The 16,817-nt window shown below is 68.3% G+C and carries 19 protein-coding genes; 9 read left to right on the forward strand and 10 right to left on the reverse strand.

The window, feature by feature from the left end:
* Window positions 1–10: 10 nt before the first annotated feature.
* From Q0C38_RS08060 to Q0C38_RS08080, 5 genes are all read left to right on the forward strand, one after another.
* The gene (locus Q0C38_RS08060; protein ID WP_291296559.1) at window positions 11–598 is read left to right on the forward strand and encodes an amino acid synthesis family protein; all 588 of its coding nucleotides are present in this window, start codon (window positions 11–13) and stop codon (window positions 596–598) included.
* 42 nt (window positions 599–640) lie between these two features.
* Window positions 641–1,852, forward strand: coding sequence for an ABC transporter substrate-binding protein (locus Q0C38_RS08065; RefSeq protein ID WP_408870018.1), 1,212 nt, complete (start codon window positions 641–643; stop codon window positions 1,850–1,852).
* 66 nt (window positions 1,853–1,918) lie between these two features.
* On the forward strand, window positions 1,919–3,784 hold the full coding sequence (locus Q0C38_RS08070) for an ABC transporter permease (protein WP_291296560.1): 1,866 nt from the start codon (window positions 1,919–1,921) through the stop codon (window positions 3,782–3,784).
* Window positions 3,781–4,545, forward strand: a complete 765-nt coding sequence (locus tag Q0C38_RS08075) for an ABC transporter ATP-binding protein (RefSeq protein ID WP_291296561.1) — start codon at window positions 3,781–3,783, stop codon at window positions 4,543–4,545. Before Q0C38_RS08070 ends, Q0C38_RS08075 begins: the two co-directional genes overlap by 4 nt.
* A gap of 2 nt (window positions 4,546–4,547) precedes the next feature.
* Window positions 4,548–5,252, forward strand: a complete 705-nt coding sequence (locus Q0C38_RS08080; protein WP_291296562.1) for an ABC transporter ATP-binding protein — start codon at window positions 4,548–4,550, stop codon at window positions 5,250–5,252.
* 56 nt (window positions 5,253–5,308) lie between these two features.
* Here the strand turns inward: Q0C38_RS08080 and Q0C38_RS08085 are convergent, their stop codons facing one another.
* The 6 genes from Q0C38_RS08085 to Q0C38_RS08110 all read right to left on the reverse strand — a co-directional run bounded on the left by Q0C38_RS08085 (window position 5,309) and on the right by Q0C38_RS08110 (window position 9,311).
* Window positions 5,309–5,641: a hypothetical protein gene (locus Q0C38_RS08085; protein ID WP_291296563.1), complete on the reverse strand. Its 333-nt coding sequence runs from the start codon at window positions 5,639–5,641 to the stop codon at window positions 5,309–5,311.
* 104 nt (window positions 5,642–5,745) lie between these two features.
* On the reverse strand, window positions 5,746–6,375 hold the full coding sequence (locus Q0C38_RS08090) for a GNAT family N-acetyltransferase (protein WP_291296564.1): 630 nt from the start codon (window positions 6,373–6,375) through the stop codon (window positions 5,746–5,748).
* Window positions 6,376–6,443: 68 nt separating this feature from the next.
* Entirely contained in the window at window positions 6,444–6,686 is a 243-nt protein-coding gene (locus Q0C38_RS08095) for a hypothetical protein (RefSeq protein WP_291296565.1), read from the reverse strand.
* Complete coding sequence (locus tag Q0C38_RS08100; RefSeq protein ID WP_291296566.1) at window positions 6,683–7,876, reverse strand: amidohydrolase family protein; 1,194 nt, start codon at window positions 7,874–7,876, stop codon at window positions 6,683–6,685. The genes Q0C38_RS08095 and Q0C38_RS08100 overlap by 4 nt, the downstream gene beginning before the upstream one ends.
* A 59-nt stretch (window positions 7,877–7,935) precedes the next feature.
* A complete protein-coding gene (locus tag Q0C38_RS08105) occupies window positions 7,936–8,769 on the reverse strand; it encodes a ferredoxin--NADP reductase (protein WP_291296567.1) in 834 nt (277 codons plus the stop codon).
* Entirely contained in the window at window positions 8,766–9,311 is a 546-nt protein-coding gene (locus Q0C38_RS08110; RefSeq protein ID WP_291296568.1) for a MarR family winged helix-turn-helix transcriptional regulator, read from the reverse strand. The genes Q0C38_RS08105 and Q0C38_RS08110 overlap by 4 nt, the downstream gene beginning before the upstream one ends.
* Before the next feature lie 251 nt (window positions 9,312–9,562).
* On the opposite strand from Q0C38_RS08110, the gene Q0C38_RS08115 reads away from it, so the two are divergent.
* From Q0C38_RS08115 to Q0C38_RS08130, 4 genes are all read left to right on the forward strand, one after another.
* Window positions 9,563–10,723: a TRAP transporter substrate-binding protein gene (locus Q0C38_RS08115; RefSeq protein ID WP_291296569.1), complete on the forward strand. Its 1,161-nt coding sequence runs from the start codon at window positions 9,563–9,565 to the stop codon at window positions 10,721–10,723.
* Between the two features lie 69 nt (window positions 10,724–10,792).
* Window positions 10,793–11,407, forward strand: coding sequence for a TRAP transporter small permease subunit (locus tag Q0C38_RS08120; protein ID WP_291296570.1), 615 nt, complete (start codon window positions 10,793–10,795; stop codon window positions 11,405–11,407).
* Window positions 11,404–12,819 (forward strand): TRAP transporter large permease subunit, encoded by a 1,416-nt coding sequence (locus tag Q0C38_RS08125; protein WP_291296571.1) that lies wholly within the window; start codon window positions 11,404–11,406, stop codon window positions 12,817–12,819. The genes Q0C38_RS08120 and Q0C38_RS08125 overlap by 4 nt, the downstream gene beginning before the upstream one ends.
* Before the next feature lie 6 nt (window positions 12,820–12,825).
* Window positions 12,826–13,563: a hypothetical protein gene (locus Q0C38_RS08130; RefSeq protein ID WP_291296572.1), complete on the forward strand. Its 738-nt coding sequence runs from the start codon at window positions 12,826–12,828 to the stop codon at window positions 13,561–13,563.
* A gap of 5 nt (window positions 13,564–13,568) precedes the next feature.
* Here the strand turns inward: Q0C38_RS08130 and Q0C38_RS08135 are convergent, their stop codons facing one another.
* The 4 genes from Q0C38_RS08135 to Q0C38_RS08150 all read right to left on the reverse strand — a co-directional run bounded on the left by Q0C38_RS08135 (window position 13,569) and on the right by Q0C38_RS08150 (window position 16,812).
* Window positions 13,569–13,967: a hypothetical protein gene (locus Q0C38_RS08135; RefSeq protein WP_291296573.1), complete on the reverse strand. Its 399-nt coding sequence runs from the start codon at window positions 13,965–13,967 to the stop codon at window positions 13,569–13,571.
* 36 nt (window positions 13,968–14,003) lie between these two features.
* A complete protein-coding gene (locus tag Q0C38_RS08140) occupies window positions 14,004–14,330 on the reverse strand; it encodes a hypothetical protein (protein WP_291296574.1) in 327 nt (108 codons plus the stop codon).
* Window positions 14,331–14,334: 4 nt separating this feature from the next.
* Window positions 14,335–14,661, reverse strand: a complete 327-nt coding sequence (locus tag Q0C38_RS08145) for a hypothetical protein (protein WP_291296575.1) — start codon at window positions 14,659–14,661, stop codon at window positions 14,335–14,337.
* 141 nt (window positions 14,662–14,802) lie between these two features.
* Entirely contained in the window at window positions 14,803–16,812 is a 2,010-nt protein-coding gene (locus tag Q0C38_RS08150; RefSeq protein WP_291296576.1) for a sodium:solute symporter family protein, read from the reverse strand.
* Window positions 16,813–16,817: the final 5 nt, after the last annotated feature.

Consider the following 16,817-nt stretch of genomic DNA (forward strand, 5'->3'; position numbering starts at 1 on the left):
GGAGCATCCCATGTCAGACCCGCTCATCCGCAAGCTTCTCGTCACGGTCGAGGAGACCCACCGCGAGGGAGACCAGCCCCTCGGGCCCCCGACGCGCAAGGCAGCGGCCATCGCGGTCATCGGCAACCCCTTCGCCGGGCGGCATGTGGCTGACCTTGGAGAGCTCGTCGAGGTTGGTGCGATGCTCGGGCGGCTGCTCGCCGAACGCGCCGTCGCGGCACTCGGCATCGCCGGCAGCGAGGCGGAGAGCTACGGCAAGGCAGCGATCGTCGGCGAGGATGGCGAGCTCGAGCACGCCGCCGCGATCCTTCACCCGAAGATGGGCGCGCCGGTTCGCGCCACACTCGGCAAGGGTGCGGCGCTGATCCCATCGGCCAAGAAGCGTGGCGGCATGGGAGCGGCGATCGACGTGCCGCTCGGCCACAAGGATGCGGCCTATGTGCGCAGCCATTTCGACGCGATGGAGATCCGGGTGCCCGATGCGCCGCGGCGTGACGAGATCGTCGTCGCCATCGTGGTGACCGACAGCGGCAGGCCGCTCCCACGCATCGGCGGGCTCACCACCGCCGAGATCGAAGGCAAGGACGGGCTCAGGTAGAATGGCCCGCAACACGACAACAGGGACAAAAGGAGATTCACGATGAGCATGACACGCCGGACAATTCTCGCCGCCTCGGCCGCCACGCTGGCGGCCCCGGCCCTGGTGCGCGCGCAGGGCACGCAGCCGATCAGGATCGGCGAGATCAACAGCTACACGACGCTTCCCGCCTTCACGGTGCCATACCGCAACGGCTGGCAGCTTCGCGTCGAGCAGATCAACGCCGCCGGCGGCATCCTCGGCCGGCCGCTCGAAGTGGTGTGGCGCGATGATGCCGGCCGCCCGCAGGACGCCGTGCGCCTTGCCGGCGAGCTCCTCGACAACGAGCGGGTGGACATCCTCGGCGGAACGTTCTTCAGCCATGTCGGGCTCGCCGTTGCCGATTTCGCATTGCAAAGGAAGCGCCTGTTCGTGGCGTCGGAGCCGCTGACCGACGCGATCGTGTGGGACAAGGGCAACCGCTACACGTTCCGCCTGCGGCCGAGCACGTACATGCAGGCGGCGATGCTTGTCGAGGAAGCGGCGAAGCTTCCCGCCAAGCGCTGGGTGACGGTGTCGCCCAACTACGAGTACGGCCAGTCGGCGGTGAAATGGTTCAAGCAGCTGCTGATGGCGAAGCGACCCGACGTGGAGTTCGTCGCTGAACAGTGGCCGGCCCTCGGGCGAATCGATGCGGGCGCGACCGTGCAGGCACTCGCCCAGGCGCGGCCGGAAGCGATCTACAACGTCACGTTCGGGCCTGACCTCACGAACTTCGTGCGCCAGGGCAACACGCGCGGGCTGTTCGAGCGCCGCAGCGTGGTCAGCCTTCTCACCGGCGAGCCGGAGTATCTCGATCCGCTGGCCGATGAGACGCCGGAGGGCTGGGTCGTCACCGGCTATCCGTGGGAGCAGATCAACACGCCGGAGCATACCGCCTTCCGCGATGCGTATCGCGCGCGCTTCAACGACTATCCGCGGCTCGGCACCGTCGTCGGCTACGACATGATCACCGCGATCGCCGAGGCCATCCGCAAGGCCGGCACGACCGACAACGAGAAGGTGATCGAGGCGCTGCGCGGGCTGCCGTTCAACTCGCCCTTCGGGCCGGTGGTGTTCCGCGCGCTCGACCACCAGGCAACCCTCGGCGCCTATGTCGGCAAGACGGCGCTGCGCAACAACCGCGGCGTGATGGTCGACTGGCGCTACGCCGACGGGGCGAACTACCTCCCGTCGGATGACGAGGTGCGGCGCATGCGTCCCCAGGGGGCGTGATCGCGCGCTCGTAACGACGGCCCGCGCATCATCCGCGCGGGCCGTTCCCTTGCGGAGACCGCACGCTTGGACTTTGTCCTGATCCAGTTCCTCACGGGCCTGTCGAGTGCCTCGGCGCTGTTCCTCATCGCCTCGGGGCTCACCGTCATCTTCGGCGTCACGCGCATCGTGAACTTCGCGCATGGCAGCTTCTACATGCTCGGCGCCTACCTGGCGTGGACGATCGTGCGCGCCTTCTGGGACTGGGGCGGGCGCGAGCCGTACCTGTTCGTCGCGGGCGTGATCGTGGCGGCGATCGTCGTCAGCCTGATCGGCGTGGCGATGGAGATGACGCTGCTTCGACGCATCTACCGCGCGCCGGAGCTGTTCCAGCTGCTCGCCACCTTCGGCGTGGTGCTGATCATCCAGGATGCGACGCTCGCGATCTGGGGGCCGGAGGACCTGCCGTTGCCGCGGCCGCCCTGGCTGCGCGGCTTCATCGAGATCGCAGGATCGCGCTTCCCGCGGTACGACCTGATCCTCGCCGTCATCGGCCCTGTCGTGCTCGGGTTGCTGTGGCTGCTGTTCCACCGCACGCGCTTCGGCGTGCTGGTGCGCGCCGCGACGCAGGATCGCGAGATGGTCGCGGCGCTGGGCGTCGACCAGCGGAAGCTGTTCTCGGGCGTGTTCTTCCTGGGCTCGGCATTGGCAGGACTTGGCGGTGCGCTTGTCCTGCCGTCGCAATCGGCCAACCTGCAGATGGACCTCTCCATCATCGCGGAGGCCTTCGTCGTTGTCGTTGTCGGCGGCATGGGCAGCGTGCCTGGTGCGTTCCTGGCAAGCCTGCTGATCGCCGAGGTGCAGGCCTTCGGCATCGTGCTGCTGCCCAAGATCACACTCGTTCTCGTGTTCCTCGTCATGGCCGCTGTGCTGATGGTCAGGCCCTACGGCCTGCTGGGCAAGCCGCAGGCGCATGCGCGCGCGCAATCGGGAATGGTTGAACCCGTGCTGCGCCCTGCCCCGCCAATTCTCGCCTGGGCCGGGATCGCGGCACTCGCCTTGGCGGCAAGCACGCCGTTCTGGGCGGGCGCCTATGCGCTGACGGTGCTGGTGGAACTCGCCGTGTTCGTGCTGTTCGCGGCGAGCCTTCACCTGATGATGGGGCCGGGCGGCGTGGTGAGCTTCGGTCACGCGGCGTATTTCGGCCTCGGCGCCTACGGCGCGGCGCTGGGATTGCGCTATCTCGCGCTGCCGATGGAGGCGGGGCTCGTGATGGCGCCGTTGTTCGCCGGGCTGTTCGGCGTCGTGTTCGGCGTGTTCGTGGTGCGCCTCTCGGGCGTCTATCTCGCCATGCTCACGCTGGCCTTCGCGCAGATCGTCTGGGCTGCGGCGTTCCAGTGGGTCGACATCACGGGTGGCGACAACGGCATCCTCGGCGTGTGGCCGTCAGCCTGGGCCACGAACAAGAGCGTCTATCTGTGGCTGTCGCTGGCCCTCTGCATCGGCGCGACGATGCTGCTGCGCCGCTTCGTGTTCTCGCCCTTCGGCTATGGGCTCAGGGCGGCGCGCGATTCCGAACTCCGCGCCGAGGCGATCGGGCTCGACACGGCACGGCTCAGGCTCGTCGCCTTCACCATAGCCGCCGCCGCCGCGGGGCTGGCGGGTGGTGTCTATGCCTACGCCAAGGGCTCGGTGTTTCCCACGTACATCTCGATCCCGAAATCGGTCGATGCGCTGCTGATGGTTCTGTTGGGCGGCGTGCAGACGGTGACGGGCCCGATCGTCGGCGCCATCGCCTATCACGGCCTGTTCGTCGGGATTTTGCAGACGACGCAGTACTGGCGCGCAGCGCTCGGGCTGTCGATCGTACTCCTCGTGCTTGCCTTCCCGCTTGGCATCGCCGGCTTCGCGCGGGCGCGGTGGGAGCGTGCGAAGGGGCTCGAAGCGGCATGAGCGCGCCAGTGCTGGATGTGCGTTCGATCGAGAAACGGTTCGGCGGCGTCCATGCCGTCGCCGACGTGTCGTTCAGCGTGGCTGCAGGCGAGATGCTCGCGCTGATCGGGCCGAACGGAGCGGGCAAAAGCACCTGCTTCAACCTCGTCAATGGCCAGCTCCGCGCCGATGGCGGCGAGGTGCGGCTTGCCGGCCGGTCGCTTGCCGGCATCGCGCCGCGCGCGATCTGGCGCTTGGGCGTCGGCCGCACCTTCCAGATCACCGCCACCTTCGCGTCCATGACCGTGCGCGAGAACGTGCAGATGGCGCTGATCAGCCACCACCGCACGCTCTGGTCATTCCTCTCGCGCGCGGCCGACAAGTTCCGCGCCGAGGCCGACGCGCTGCTCGCCCAGGTCGGCATGGCGGAACAGGCGGAGCGGCCCTGCGGCGTGCTGGCCTATGGCGACCTCAAGCGCCTCGAACTCGCCGTCGCACTTGCCAACGACCCGAAGCTGCTGCTGATGGACGAACCCACCGCCGGCATGGCACCGAAGGAGCGTACCGCGCTGATGGAACTCACCCGCGGCATCGTGCGCGCGCGCGGCCTCGCCTGCCTCTTCACCGAGCATGACATGGACGTGGTGTTCGGCCAGGCCGACCGCATCCTCGTGATGAATCGCGGCAGGCTGATCGCCGAAGGCACGGCCGAGACCGTGCGGAACGACCCTGCGGTGCGCGAGGTCTATCTCGGCGCCGGAACGACGAGCGGGGGGCACTGACGATGCTCACTGTCACGGGGCTCAATGCCTTCTACGGGCGCGCCCATATCCTGCATGACGTGTCGCTCGAGGCGCGCGCGGGGGAGGTGCTCGTGCTGCTCGGCCGCAACGGGGCGGGCAAGTCGACCACGATGAAGTCGATCATCGGTCTCGTCCGCCCGGCACAAGGCAGTTCCATCACCTTCGACGGCGTCGAGATGGCCGGCCGGCAGCCGCACGAGATCGCGCGCGCGGGCCTCGGCTACGTGCCGGAGGAACGCCGCATCTTCACCGACCTCACGGTAATGGAAAACCTCGCCGTCGGCCGCCAGCCGCCGCGCGACGGTCTCGCACCCTGGACGCCCGAGCGCCTCTTCGCGATCTTTCCCAATCTCGGCCGCATGCAGGACCGCCCCGGCGGGCGGATGAGTGGGGGCGAGCAGCAGATGCTGACGATCGCGCGCACGCTGATGGGCAACCCCCGCCTGATCCTGCTCGACGAACCCTCCGAGGGCCTTGCCCCCGTCATCGTCGAGCAGATGGCGGACGCCATTGCGAAGCTGAAGGCGGAGGGCCTCGCCGTGGTGCTGTCGGAGCAGAACCTGCATTTCGCCGCGCGCGTGGCCGATGCGGCGGTGATCATCGAGAAGGGGGCCGTGCGCTGGCAGGGAACGCTCCCGGCGCTGGAGAACGAGCCGGAGGTGAAGGCGCAGTACCTCTCGGTGTAGGGACGCCCCCACCGCGCACGCCGGAGTGCGGCGCGCACGGCGGAAGGCTGGCAGGGCTACTTGATCTCCTTGGGCCAGTCCGGCTCCTTGTGGTCACCCACACGAAGCACGATCACCATCTTCTGGCTTTCGGCCTGCACGAAGTAGACACGGTTGCCCTGCGACAGACGGATTGAGCAGCACTTCACCGCCGAGCCCTTCTTGCCGCCGATCGTCATCTTCGTCGGCGCGCCCTTGTAGCTCTCGTAGTCGGAATCCCACCCCTCGGCCGCGCTCTTCGGGTGCTCGCCATTCGAGACGGCACGCGCCCAGTCGTTGAAGAGGTCCTTCTCGACCTTGGACATCGCGCCGACGGCCTTCATGTTCTCGTTGTTCAGCGTCCACGCCACCGGTGGTCTCCCCGTTTCGTTGCCGCGCGCCGCACGCGCAGGTTGCCATAGTATGATCGTATCGATCCATCCCTGCAATGCTCGCGGGGCCGGTACGGGGGCGGTCACCCCTCCGCGGGGGCGCGGAACGAGGCCATGCCGCGACGCGCCGTACCGGTATGGTCGAAATTCGCGTCGTCGAGCCAGGCGAGCATCGCGTCGCGGCGGTCAGGCCACTCGCTGTCAATGATGGAGTACCAGGCCGTGTCGCGCGAACGGCCCTTGATGATCTTGGCGTTGCGGTGCGTGCCCTCGTAGGTGAAGCCGAGGCGCTCCGCCGCGCGGCGGCTCGGTACGTTCAAGGAATGACATTTCCAGACAAGCCGGCGATAGCCGAGGTCGTCCATCGCGTGGCGGAACAGCAGCACCATCGCCTCCGTCGCCGCCCGCGTTCGCGAGAGCGCCGGGCCGAACCAGATATGGCCCACCTCGATGTCGCCATCGCCGGGGCGGATCTCCATGAAGGAGAGCCAGCCCGTCGCGGCGCCAGAGACATGCGGGCGGATGGCGAAGAACATCGGGTCATGCAGCGCGGCAAGCGCGCCCACCTGGCGACGCAGGCCCGCCTCGTCGGCGAAGGGGCCGTAGCCGAGATAGGCCCAGCTTTCGTCCGCACCTTGCGCGGCCCGCCAGAGATCAGGCGCGTGGCGAACATGCAGCGGCTCGAGATCGACGGCGCGGCCTCGGTGGATCACGCGGGCCGGCAGCGGCCGTGGCGTCGGGTCAACCTCCGGTCCCAGGGGAGGATGGGGGGGCGGCGGGCTCATGCAGCGCGGCCGGAAAGCAGCTCCACGATGCGCGCGGTCCGCGCGGCGGCGGCTTTGGCCGCGCGCTCCTCCGCGACCAGGATGGCCGACCAGTCGTCATCACCGCCCGGCACCGCCTGGCCACCCATCGCGCGCATCACGGCGCGCTCCAGCAGCGCGATGCGCGCGCGAAGGTCATCGGCCTCGGCGCGCGAAAGCCTCCAGAGGGCGGCGAGCGTTTCCGCTGTCGTCTCGTTCACGATACGATCTCCGGAATGCGTTCGGCAGGCGGGGTGTTGCGGCTGCGGCCGATGCGCACCACGCCCTCGGTCAGCACCATGCCGATGCCAGCAAGGTCGCCCTTGCCGAGGGCGTCGAGCACATCCCGCCCGTCCGAACCCTGGGGTCGGTCCATCAGCACCAGGTCGGCGCTCATGCCTGTTGCGATCGTTCCGGCCTCGAGGCGCCTTACCGCAGCGACGTTGCCAGACGCCCAGGCCCATGCACGCTCCGCCGGCACCTCGCCGAGCGAGGACAGCAGGCTCACCATCCGCAGCATGCCGAGCGGCTGCACGCCGGAGCCGGCGGGTGCGTCGGTGCCGACGGTCAGCTGCGCCTCCTTGCCGAGCTCGCGCATCGTGCGCATCGCGTAGAGGCCCGTGCGCGGGTTGCCATTGTGGATGATCTCCACGGCGCGGGTCGTTTCCTCGCAGATGCGGCGAATCTGCGCGAGGTCGAGGCTCGTCGGCCCGCCATTGATGTGGCTCGCGACGTCGCTGTCGGCGGCAAGCACCACGTCGGCGCCGATATAGCTCGATCCGGGAACGGAAGGACCGCCGACATGCGTGACGGTCGTCATGCCGTGCGCGCGCGCCCAGCCGACCATCTCGCGCGCTTCCTCGGCCCCGGTGACGGTGCCGAGCCCGATCTCGCCCATCAGCACGACGCCGGCCCGTGCCATCTCGGCGAAGTCGGCTTCCGTCAGGCCGCGTTCGGGGATGACGGCGCCTGCGATGATGCGCATGCCGAGGGGGCGGAAATTCTCGAACGCCTTGCGCGCGACGATAGCGAGCGCCTTGGCACCGACCGGGTCACGCGGCCGGCCAGGCAGGTGCACCTCGCCGGCCGAGATCATGGTGGTGACGCCACCGTGCATGCAGCCTTCGATCCAGCCGAGCTGGTTCTGCCGCGGCGTCCAGTCACCGAACACGGTGTGCACGTGGTTGTCGATGAGCCCGGGCGCGAGCGCGCAGCCACGGGCATCGATCGTCACGCGCGCGCCCTCGGCGTCGCAGTCCTTCCCGCGGCCGACCGCGGTGATGCGGCCGCCCTCTGCCACCACCGTGTCGGCGTCGAGGATCGGCTCATCGAGCCTGCCCGACAGCATCAGGCCGACATTGCGGACAACGAGTTTGCCCGACTGCTTCTCAGGCCCAGCCGCAAGCGCCATGCGCGTTCTCCCTTTCCGGCGCCCAATGTGGCCGCGCCGGCGCGCAGGATCAATCCGGGCTACTTCTCGACAAACGCCTTTTCGATGACGTAGGTGCCGGGCTTTCCCGACGATCCCTCGTCAAAGCCCTGCTCCCCGGCGATGCGGCGGCAATCGGCGAGCATCTCGGGCCCGCCGCAGATCATGATCCGGTCCGCCGCCGGATCGAACCTGCCGCGGCCGAGATCATCGAAGAAGGCGCCTGACGCGATCAGGTCGGTGATGCGCTCCTCGCGCCATGGGCCGGGGCCATCGCGTGTCACGGTCGGGTAGTAGGTGAGCTTCGCCGCAGCCTCCTCGCCGAGCAGCTCGTGCGCGGGGAGTTCCTTCTCGATCCAGTCGCGGTAGGCGAGCTCGCTGCCATGGCGGCAGGTGTGGGTGAGCACGATGCGCTCGAACCGCCCGTAGGTCGCGGGGTCCTTGATGATCGACATGAAGGGCGCGAGGCCGGTGCCGGTGGAGAGCAGGAACAGCGTGCGGCCAGGCAGCAGGTAGTCGATCACGAGCGTGCCCGTGGGCTTGCGGCCGACATAGAGCGCGTCACCGGGCTGGATGTGCATCAGCCGCGAGGTCAGCGGGCCGTTCGGCACCTTGATCGAGAGGAACTCGAGCGTCTCCTCGTAGTTCGCCGAGACCATCGAGTAGGCGCGCAGCAGCGGCTTGCCGTCGACCGGGATGCCGATCATGGTGAATTGGCCGTTCTCGAACCGGAACGACGGATCGCGCGTCGTCGTCAACGTGAACAGCGTCTCGGTCCAGTGGTGCACGGAGAGCACGGTCTCGACGAACAGCGCGCCGGTCGGTTGCGGGCGCAGTGTCGCTGGCGCGGCGGGCGAGGAATGATCGGGGCTCATGCGAAGGCCATCCGTTGCAGGAGGTCGAGGAACAGCGTGCGCTCGTCCGCCGAGAGGGGGGAGAGCGTCGCCTCGCTGATCGCGGCGGCGACCGGCAGGGCACCAGCGACGGCAGCGCGGCCTGCCGGTGTCACGGTGAGCTTCAGGGTACGCTTGTCGGCCGGGTCGGCCGCGCGTGTCACGAGGCCACGGGCGATCAGGCGCCGCACCACGCCCTGGGTCGTCGCCGGGTCCATCGCCGTCAGCCGGCCGAGGGCGTTCTGCGTCGCCTCGCCGAGGGTGTCGAGCTTGACGAGCAGCGCCCACTGCATCGGCGTGAGCGCCGCCTCCGCACCGAGCGCGTCGGCGAACATCGCCTGGAACAATGCGGCATGGCGCTGGTGCGCGCGGCGCAGCAGGTGGCCGACCTGGCCTTCGAGTACGTAGGAGGTTTCGCGCGCCCCCTCATGCCGGGCCTCGCGTTGGGCCTCGCGCCGGGTCTCGCGCTGGGCCTCGTGCCGCGGCTTCTGCGCGCGCGCGCGAAGGATGACTGGTCCGCCCACACTCGGCTCCCGCTCTGAGCGCTGGATTGTTTGCATACGAATGATCGTCAAGCATGCCTCGGGATGCAAGCGAAAGATGCAGCTTCGCGCGCGCCGCGGATGCTGCACACAGTACGCAATTGCAAGGGCATGGGGCATGTGGCTGCAGCGCGACAGCCTTGTGAAAGTAGCCACTCTGTGGTTGAACGCGCGCTCACGCCGGGAAACGGCGGGGCCTGCGCATTCTCGCTGGCCGGGAAAGGAGGATGACGATGACCAAGGGGACGGATACCCAGGCCAAGCCGGCCGCGAGCCGCCGCCGCTTCATGACGACCGCCGCCGTCGGCGGTGCCGCTGTCGCCGCCGGCACGCTCGCCGCACCGCAGGTCAGCCGCGCGCAGACCGTGACGTGGCGCTTCCAGAGCACCTGGCCGCAGCGCGACATCTTCCACGAGTACGCGCAGGACTTCGTCAAGCGCGTGAACGACAGCGCCGGCAATCGCCTCCGCCTCGAGCTTCTGCCCGCCGGCGCGGTCGTCGGGGCCTTCCAGCTGCTCGATGCCGTCTCGGCCGGCACGCTCGATGGCGGCCACGGCGTCTCTGCCTACTGGTTCGGCAAGAACAAGGCGTTCAGCCTGTTCGGCACCCCGCCGGCCTGGTTCGGCGATGCCAACCAGTATCTCGGCTGGTTCTACTATGGCGGCGGCGAGGCGCTGTACAACGAGCTCATCAGCGACGTGCTGAGGGTGAACGTGGTCGGCTTCCAGACCGGCCCGATGCCGACGCAGCCGCTCGGCTGGTTCAAGAACCCGATCGAGCGCGTCGAGCAGCTCCGCGGCCTCAAGTACCGCACCGTCGGCCTCGCGACCGATCTCTTCAACGAGATGGGCATGGCCGTCGTTGCGCTTCCCGGTGGCGAGATCGTGCCGGCGCTCGAGCGTGGCGTGATCGACGGTGCGGAGTTCAACAACCCCTCGTCCGACCGCCTGCTCGGCTTCCCGGACGTGGCCAAGGTCTACATGCTGCAGAGCTTCCACCAGCGCACCGAGACGTTCGAGGTGCTGTTCAACAAGCCGAAATACGATGCGCTGCCGGCTGAGCTGAGGGCCGTCGTGCGCACCGCGGCAGAGGCGGCATCGGCCGACATGAGCTGGAAGCAGCAGGACCGTTACTCCAAGGACCTGACGGAGATGGCCCAGACCCAGGGCGTGCGCGTGATGACGACGCCGCGCCCGATCCTCGAAGCGCAGCTGCGCGCGTGGGATGCCGTGATCCAGCGGCTCGAGAACGACAACTCGTCGCCCGCCGCCGGGCCCTTCTTCAAGAAGGTCACCGACAGCCAGCGCGCCTGGTGCCGCCGCGTCCAGACTTTCTACCTCCGATACGAAGCGTCGTCGGTGCTGTCGTTCAACCACTTCTTCGCACGCGGCTGAGCTGAAGCTGATCGTGGAGACGCCCGCTCCGGGAGACCGGGGCGGGCGTCTTGCCGCAGGGATGGTGCCATGCAGGGCCTGTTGATCGGAATCGACCGGACGAGCGCCTGGGCGGGCAAGACCGCCGGCTGGGCGATCGTCGCGCTCACTGCCGTGATCTGCTACGAGGTGTTCGCGCGCTACATGTTCCGTGCGCCGACGAGCTGGGCCTACGACACGAGCTACATGCTCTACGGCCTGCTTTTCATGGTGGCCGGGGCCTACACGCTCTCGCGCGGCGGCCATGTGCGCGCTGACTTCCTGTACCGCAGTCTCTCGCCGCGCGGCCAGGCGATGATCGACCTGCCGCTCTACATCCTGTTCTTCATCCCCGGCATCGTCGCCTTGATCTGGTTCGGCTGGAATTTCTTCCACATGTCGTTCCTGCAGAACGAGCATTCGTCGGTCACGCCGGACGGGCCGCTGATCTGGCCGTTCAAATTCCTGATCCCGCTGTCGGGCGCGCTCATGCTGCTCCAGGGCATCGCCGAGATGATCCGCTGCGTCATCGCGCTGCGCACTGGCGCCTGGCCCGACAAGCTGTCGGATGTCGAGGAACTGGAAACCAAGGCGCTGGCACTCGCCGCCGCGCAACAGGCCGCCGCCGCTGCACACGCCCACGGCCGGCAGGAGCCACATCGATGACCGATCCCGTCCTCGGCATGGTGATGCTGGGCAGCTTCATCATCATCGTGCTGCTCGGCTTCCCCGTTGCGTTCACCCTGATGGCGCTTGGCGTAGGCTTCGGGTTCCTGAGCCTCGAGGCGCGCGTGTTCGACCTGCTGGTCCAGCGCACCTACGCGGTGATGGCCAACGACGTGCTGATCTCGGTGCCGCTGTTCGTGTTCATGGGCTACGTGATCGAGCGCGCGAACATCCTTGACCGATTGTTCCACGCGCTCCAGCTCGCGTCTCGGAACCTGCCCGGCGCGCTCGCCGTCGCCACGCTGCTGACCTGCGCGATGTTCGCGACCGCCACCGGCATCGTCGGCGCCGTCGTCACGCTGATGGGCCTGCTCGCCTACCCCGCGATGCTGCGCGCGGGCTACGACACGCGGCTTGCCTCGGGCATCACCTGTGCGGGCGGCTGCCTCGGCATCCTGATCCCGCCCTCGATCATGTTCATCCTCTACGGCGCGACGGCCGGCGTCTCAGTCGTCAAGCTGTACGCGGCGGCGTTCTTCCCCGGCTTCATGCTGGCCGGGATGTACATGCTGTACACGATCGGGCTCGCGATGCTGAAGCCCGCGATGGCCCCCAAGCTGCCGGCGCACATGGCGGCCGACTCGGCCTGGGAAGTGGCCTGGGCGCTGCTGACGAGCTTCTTCCCGCTTGCCGCGCTGATCGCCACCGTGCTCGGCGCGATCCTCGCCGGCCTCGCCACGCCGTCGGAAGCCGCGGCGATGGGAAGCCTCGGCGCAATCCTGCTCGCGATGGCCTATCGCGCGCTGAACTTCGAGCGGCTGAAGGAGAGCGTGTTCCTCACCGCCCGCACCACGGCCATGGTGTGCTGGCTGTTCATCGGGGCCTACGTGTTCACCTCGGTGTTCGGTTATCTCGGCGGCCACCATATAATCGAGAACTGGATCGTCGATCACCTGAACCTCTCGCCGCTCGGGTTCATGATCCTCGCGCAGTTCATCATCTTCCTGCTGGGCTGGCCGCTCGAATGGTCGGAGATCGTGCTGATCTTCGTGCCGATCTTCCTCCCGCTGCTCGACAATTTCGGGATCGACCCGGTCTTCTTCGGCGTGATGGTCGGCCTCAACCTGCAGACGAGCTTCATGACACCGCCCGTCGCGATGGCCGCATACTACCTCAAGGGCGTCGCACCACCCGAGGTGCGCATCCAGCAGATCTTCGCCGGTTGCCTGCCCTTCGTCGGCATCGTCATCATCGCCATGGCGCTGCTCTACATCTTCCCCGAGATCGCGCTCTGGCTGCCCGAGTATCTCTATGGCGGTGGCGCGCTGCCGGCCGGCGAGGTGCCCGACGCCATTCCGCAAGGCGGGTTCAGCACCGATGACGTGATCCCTGCCCTCCCCTCGCTCGACTGAGGGGCGATGGCACGGCTGACGAAGGAGGCGCGCGGGCGCGCGGCCGAGTATTTCGCCGAGGCGGTGACGAGCGGCAACACGCTCGCCCCCTTCCCGCCGGAGCTTGCCCCGCGCACGACAACAGAGGGCGCGCGCATCGCGGAACGCCTCCTCGCCACGCTCGGCCTCGCACCGGTCGGCGTCAGGCTCGCCCCGGCGCCGGCCGCGCTGGGCGGCGCGCTCGTCGCCGGCCCGGTGCTCGGACACCGGTTGCTGCAGAGCCCGACGGCGATGCCGCCCTTCCACCGCGTGGTGGCGACCGCCGCCATCGTTGCCCAGCTCGGCAAGCCTCTGCCGGCGCGCGAGCGGCGCTACGGCCTCCGCCACGTGATCGCGCGGATCGCCACGCTGCATCCGGCGATCGATGTCGCGGCGAGCCGCTTCTCCGCGGGCGCACCTGACCTGCCCTGCCACCTCGCCGATCTCTGCGGGCTTGGGGTGGTGGTGTTCGGCCGCCAGGCACGCGCCGGATGGCAGGAGGCGATCGCCACCCCCCGCACGGTTCGCGCGAGCGGTGCGGCGGACTGGCGCGGCACGGTCGATGTCGGCGCGGCCCTGCTCGATGCGGCGGAGGCAGCGCGCGAGGCGGGCGGGCTGCCGGCAGGCGCGGTGCTGGTCATCGCCGGCCTCTCCCCTCCTCTCGGCGAGGGCGAGGTGACCGTCTCGATCACCTCGCTCGGCAGCGCGGCCCTTGCCGCAGGCTGAGAGGCTCAGAACCCCGCGGGCATCAGGGCGGCGCGCAACAGCCTGAGCAGCCAGAGCATGATCGCCGCGGCCCAGAGCGCCAGCGCGGCGATGGCGGCACGGTCGGCGTGCCAGAGATACCGTTCGGCCAGCACGTCGCCGAGCAGTTGCTGCGCCCGATCGCGCGGCAGCGCCAGCCCCCGGCCGACGACGCTGTAGAGCTCGGTGCGGCGGATATCGGCCCGCGGCGCGCGGCCGGCCTGAACAAGCAGCGTGATGCAGATCGCGGTCGTCATCACCGCGCCGACGCGAAGCGCGAGCACGAGATCGAAGCTGAGCGCGAGCATCGTCGCACCAACGGCGAAGGCGGCGAAGCCGCAGGCGCGCCTGATCGTCTGGTCGGCCACCGCAATGATCTGGTCCATCGCGCCCCGGGTCCCTCGAACACGGGAAGTGTGCCGTCAGCCGCGCCCCAACGCGAGTCCCGCAAGCGTGATGAGCACCACACCGCCGAGCCACACGAGATGCGGCAGCACCGCAGGGGCCACATCGCCGCGCGCACGCTCGACCAGCGCGGCGGGGATGCCTGCGATCAGCATCGTCGTGGTCGAGATCACGAGAGAGGCGGCATAGGCGATCACGGCCGGATAGAAGCCGAACACCTCGGGCCACCAGAGCGGAGACGTGGCGAACACCACGACGAACAGCAGCGTCTGCCCGAGCATGTGGGCAAGCCCGGCGATGGCCGAGAGGCCGACGACCATGACGAACACTGATTGCGGGCTCATCGCCTCAGCCTCCCTGCATCGTCGACAGCCGCGGCGCGAGGTCCAGGGCGAACATCGTCAGCGCGAACGCGTAGCGCAGGCCGAACGCCCAGAAGGCAGCGATCAGCGGCAGGAACAGCGGCGCGATCGCCCGCGGGGTGACGAAGCCGACCGCCGCGATCCACCACCCCGTCAGCAGCTGGAAGGCGCGCCAGATGTAGTTGCGACTGCCAGGTGAGACCATGGCCTGGAGCACGAACCGCCCGAGACAGGTCCAGGCCAGCACGGCAAGCAGGTAGGTGCCCACCCAGAACGGCAGGAAGGACAGGATGAAGTGGGGAGGCTGCTCCATGCGCGCGGCACTACACGAGGTTCGGATGCGGCGGAAGGGCGGGGGTGATGGAATGGGCCACTAAAGCAACACGGAGAAAAGGAAAGGGCGGGGCGGATTGCTCCGCCCCGCCCCGGGGGATGATCCCGTTTCCCGTCCGGCTCAGTCGACCGCGTGCTGCTGGTCGACCAGGCGCACGCCGCCGCGCGGGATGCGGATGCTCTCGACGAACTCCTGCATCGCCTGCGAGGGCTGCGTCGTGAACTGGCTCACGACGTAGATCACGAGGAACGACAGGGGCACGCCGAAGATGCCGCCGGCGATGTTGTTGATGCCCCACAGCCGCGCCGTGACGCGGTTGCGCAGCACGATCGAATCACTCCAGAGCACCCCGCTCGCGAGGGGCCCATCGGTGATCGCGCCGGCATTGGCGAGCATCGCCTGGACCGGCGCCTTCGCGTCGGCGCCGATCGCGGCGATCGCGACATACTGGCGGTAGGCAGCGGTGATCGCCTCCTTCGTGCCGAACAGTTCGACGAAGGAAAGCCCGCCGAACTCCGTCCAGAGCAGGTACCCGAAGGTGACGACGTAGCCCACCACCATGCCGAGGATGGCCGCGGTGTTCGTCGTCTTCTTGTACCAGACGCCCATCACCAGCGCGGCGAACAGGCCGGCTGCGGCGATCGAGAAGGCCCAGGCGACGAGGAAGAGGATGTCGGCGCCAAGGTTGCCGGCGGTATAGGCCGCGGCGACCGCGACCATGATGAGCAGGACACGCGCGACGTAGAGGCGGCGCTTGGTAGGCGCATGCGGGTCGATCATGCGGTAGTAGACGTCATGGCTGAGTGCGTTGGCGAGCGCGAGCAGCAAGCCGTCGGCGGTCGAGAGTGCCGCTGCCAGGCCACCGGCCGCGACCAGGCCCGCGATCACGTATGGAAGGCCCGCGATCTCGGGCGTTGCCAGCACGATCACGTCGGGGTGGATGCGGAATTCGGCGAGCTGGAGGATGCCGTCGCGGTTGGCATCGTTCACGCCGATCCACGTCACGCCGTAGGGTGACATCAGCTGCCAGTTCGCGAGCCACTCGGGAAGCTGGTCGATCCGCTGGCCGATGACGTTCTGGTAGATCTCGAGCTTGGCGAACGCGGCGTAGGCCGGTGCGGTGAAGTAGAGCAGGAAGATGAAGAAGAGCGACCACGCAACGGACTGCCGCGCTTCCCGCACCGAAGGCGTGGTGAAGTAGCGCATCAGGATGTGCGGCAACGAGGCGGTGCCGACCATCAGGCAGAAGATCAGCGCGAAGAAGTTCACCGCCGCCGGCATGGAGAAGTTGCCGTTCGGCAGGGTGAAGGCATTGACATGGTAGGGCACGACCTGCCCTGCCGCGCGCATTGCAGCCTCAAGCCCCTCGATCTTCTCGAGCGCCGCGCCGTACATGATCTGCGGGATCGGCACGCCGGTGAGCTTCACCGACATCAGGACCGCCGGGATCAGGTAGGCGATGATCAGCACGATGTACTGCGCGACCTGCGTCCACGTGACGGCCCGCATGCCGCCCATCATCGAGCAGACGAGGATGCCGGCCAGCCCGATGAACACCGCCACCGCGAAGCCGACATCGAGGAAGCGCTGGGTGATGATGCCGACGCCAACGATCTGCGCCACGACATAGACGAACGAGGCAGTGATCAGCACGACCACGCCGACGAAACGCGCGATGTTGCCGCCGAAGCGGGCGCCCAGGAAGTCGGGCACCGTGTACTGGCCGAACTTGCGCAGGTAGGGCGCGAGCAGGATGGCCACGAGCACGAAGCCGCCCGTCCAGCCGAGGATGAAGGCAAGCCCGCCATAGCCGAGGGCGTAGAGGCTGCCGGCCATGCCGATGAAGCTCGCCGCCGACATCCAGTCGGAGCCCGTTGCCATGCCGTTGTAGATGGCAGGCACGCGGCGGCCGGCGACGTAGTATTCACTCACCTGCATCGTACGGCTGAGGATGCCGATATAGGCATAGACGCCGATCGTCAGCGCGACGAACAGGTAGCCGATGATCTTGTCCGGAACGCCCATCTGTTCGAGTGCAGCAAGGATCAGCACAAACACGGCGAACCCGCCGACATAGCCGGCGTAGATCTTGTTGAGCTGGGAGAGGAAGGCGTCTTTTTCTGCGGCCATGGTCA

This window comes from Elioraea sp. (genome assembly GCF_022842375.1).
In the GTDB taxonomy this organism is placed as follows: domain Bacteria; phylum Pseudomonadota; class Alphaproteobacteria; order Acetobacterales; family Acetobacteraceae; genus Elioraea_A.

Bases quoted from the DNA above. Each gene is read 5' to 3' on its own strand.
- Q0C38_RS08060 (WP_291296559.1), top strand. From the start codon at position 11: ATGTCAGACCCGCTCATCCGCAAGCTTCTCGTCACGGTCGAGGAGACC.
- Q0C38_RS08065 (WP_408870018.1), top strand. From the start codon at position 641: ATGAGCATGACACGCCGGACAATTCTCGCCGCCTCGGCCGCCACGCTG.
- Q0C38_RS08075 (WP_291296561.1), top strand. From the start codon at position 3,781: ATGAGCGCGCCAGTGCTGGATGTGCGTTCGATCGAGAAACGGTTCGGC.
- Q0C38_RS08080 (WP_291296562.1), top strand. From the start codon at position 4,548: ATGCTCACTGTCACGGGGCTCAATGCCTTCTACGGGCGCGCCCATATC.
- Q0C38_RS08100 (WP_291296566.1), bottom strand. From the start codon at position 7,876: ATGGCGCTTGCGGCTGGGCCTGAGAAGCAGTCGGGCAAACTCGTTGTC.
- Q0C38_RS08105 (WP_291296567.1), bottom strand. From the start codon at position 8,769: ATGAGCCCCGATCATTCCTCGCCCGCCGCGCCAGCGACACTGCGCCCG.
- Q0C38_RS08115 (WP_291296569.1), top strand. From the start codon at position 9,563: ATGACCAAGGGGACGGATACCCAGGCCAAGCCGGCCGCGAGCCGCCGC.
- Q0C38_RS08120 (WP_291296570.1), top strand. From the start codon at position 10,793: ATGCAGGGCCTGTTGATCGGAATCGACCGGACGAGCGCCTGGGCGGGC.
- Q0C38_RS08125 (WP_291296571.1), top strand. From the start codon at position 11,404: ATGACCGATCCCGTCCTCGGCATGGTGATGCTGGGCAGCTTCATCATC.
- Q0C38_RS08130 (WP_291296572.1), top strand. From the start codon at position 12,826: ATGGCACGGCTGACGAAGGAGGCGCGCGGGCGCGCGGCCGAGTATTTC.
- Q0C38_RS08135 (WP_291296573.1), bottom strand. From the start codon at position 13,967: ATGGACCAGATCATTGCGGTGGCCGACCAGACGATCAGGCGCGCCTGC.
- Q0C38_RS08140 (WP_291296574.1), bottom strand. From the start codon at position 14,330: ATGAGCCCGCAATCAGTGTTCGTCATGGTCGTCGGCCTCTCGGCCATC.
- Q0C38_RS08145 (WP_291296575.1), bottom strand. From the start codon at position 14,661: ATGGAGCAGCCTCCCCACTTCATCCTGTCCTTCCTGCCGTTCTGGGTG.
- Q0C38_RS08150 (WP_291296576.1), bottom strand. From the start codon at position 16,812: ATGGCCGCAGAAAAAGACGCCTTCCTCTCCCAGCTCAACAAGATCTAC.